Annotated in this window: 2 protein-coding genes; both read right to left on the reverse strand. The window is 43.4% G+C overall.

What is annotated here, in order from left to right:
* Positions 1-230 precede the first annotated feature (230 nt).
* Positions 231-1,706: an ABC transporter permease gene (locus HRT50_RS18695; protein ID WP_291617321.1), complete on the reverse strand. Its 1,476-nt coding sequence runs from the start codon at positions 1,704-1,706 to the stop codon at positions 231-233.
* A gap of 7 nt (positions 1,707-1,713) precedes the next feature.
* The coding region (locus tag HRT50_RS18700) for an ATP-binding cassette domain-containing protein (RefSeq protein WP_291617323.1) at positions 1,714-2,122 on the reverse strand (409 nt) is incomplete at its 5' end.

A 2,122-nucleotide genomic window follows, 5' to 3' on the forward strand; every position in this document is an offset into this window, starting at 1 on the left:
GAGAGCGCCTTGCCCTGATTTATTTTCCCTATGCACAACAAGATCACAAACTTAATGAAAATGGTATAATCTAGGTGATAAAACCTATACCCCAGCGTTACAATCACTGATTGCGACAGGTCGCAGTATCCGAATGAAGTTTACTAACCAAGCCCCTACTACGGGCTTGGTTACTGCTAATTACTACTTTGCGGTGGTGTTATTTACTTATTACAAAAATTTTAAGGACATTAAGCGGTTACGATACGATCTAACGCTAAATAACGTCTTAAACGGAGTGAGATGCTATTGACCAACATATTAAGTGCGGCGGTCACTAAAATTAAGATCAAGGCGACATCAAAAAATAGTGCTTCAAAGGCTGAATCAATATAAAAACCGAGCGTGGTGACCCCAAGCATCCCTAAAATGGCACTTTCACGCAATATGACTTCAAAGCGATAGAAAATCAGGCTGATAAAGCTTGGATATATCTGTGGCTGGAGCTCATAAGCCCACAAATTTAAACCGTTAGGTCGATCGACTCGCAGCGGGACTGTATCGGCACGATGTGCCAACAAATAACCAATAATTGCGCCATTATGCAGGGCCAATGCCAATATTGCAGGGAGCATTGACGGGCCAATGATTAGCATAATCACAAAAGCCAGGATAATTTCTGGCGTCGAGCGCATAACGATTAATAAACCGTGCCCCAAGATATAACCACGACCAAGAATTGCTCTAGAGGCCAGCGGCCAAGTTAACAGCGCTATCACGCCGCAACACAGCAACGCACTAACACTAAGTAATAAGCTAGCCCCAATCCCTGGTAGAATTTGACCTGATACTAAATCGCCAAACCACTGACTTAAGTGACTTAGATTAAGCGTAGGCTCAAGCAATGGCTGTGGCACAATATCTTGAGTGATAAAACGCACTAGGTATTTAAACTCAAGCTGTGACTGCCAAGGTAAATAGACGATGGCCGCAATGAGGTAGACCAATACTAGGCGGATATTAAGCCACCATTTTAACGTCGCTATCATGGCAAAGAACAACAATAACAACCCCGCTGCTTGGTTATATTGTCCTTGCGAAAATGCAGTTTCAAGATAATAACCCAAGGTTGGCAGCCCGATGAATCCTAATATCGCGGCACTGCGCAGTCCACATTCGAAACGGTAGCGAGTATATTGTGCAATCGCAGCCCAACAGGGAATAATACAGGTATAAAGCCAAACACTGAGGCTAGTGTCATTAATCCAATGGCGACGATCCAGTGGGCTTTGCTCCAGAATATCGCTATAAACTCGGGCAAATATTCCCGTGTAGGGTATGGCAATCGCCAAGACACCGGTAATAGAAGATAATCCGAACATTTGTAAAAATATCAACGCCCAAAATAACTCGTGAATTGAGCGAATAAAGGCACAAAAATGGCTAATCAATGGCAGATGATGTAAAGGTGCCAGAAAAATCCCAAGCGTCGCGGCGATGCTAATTCCGACCACCGCAAAAGAAACCGTGGTTAGTAGTGCTTCGGCTAAATAGTCGATTTGACTAAGATCTGGACTAATAAACCCTGCTAAAATTGCTAACAACTCATCCATTGGATCCGTGGCACTGATTTCAATGTCCGCCATCAATAACGTGAGAATACCCAAGCTTGCGATAAACAAGCTGATGAGTCGATACTTTCGTGCAGTGGTGTCAACAGTGATCATAACGTGGTTATTCACTGTGTTCTATGCGGTGATATATCAGATCCAATTGCTCGGAACTTACCTCAGTAGCCGGTGTATCAAAGGCGATAGCCCCGTCCTTTATGCCAATAATCCGATCAAACTGATTGAGGGCCATTTCTTTATTATGCAGCGCAACAACAACTGTTTGATGTTGATCCTTAATCGCCTTTAATAGTTCAACGCTTTGTTTTGGGTCTAAGCCCGAAAATGGTTCATCACCGATAAATATTGGCAGTCGCTGATAAAGTGCCCTGCCGATGGCACATCGCTGTTGCTGGCCTCCCGATAACTTATCAATTGATTTAAAAAGTAATCCAGTAAGTCCTAACCGTCGGGTTAGCTGTTCAACTCGGGCTTTATGCACTGGAAATGGTCGGATCAAATTAATGACATTA

Source organism: Colwellia sp. (assembly GCF_013215345.1).
Lineage (GTDB): Bacteria > Pseudomonadota > Gammaproteobacteria > Enterobacterales > Alteromonadaceae > Colwellia.

What these genes read in the sequence shown, in the direction of transcription:
- HRT50_RS18695 (WP_291617321.1), bottom strand. Translation starts at nt 1,706, where the DNA reads ATGATCACTGTTGACACCACTGCACGAAAGTATCGACTCATCAGCTTG.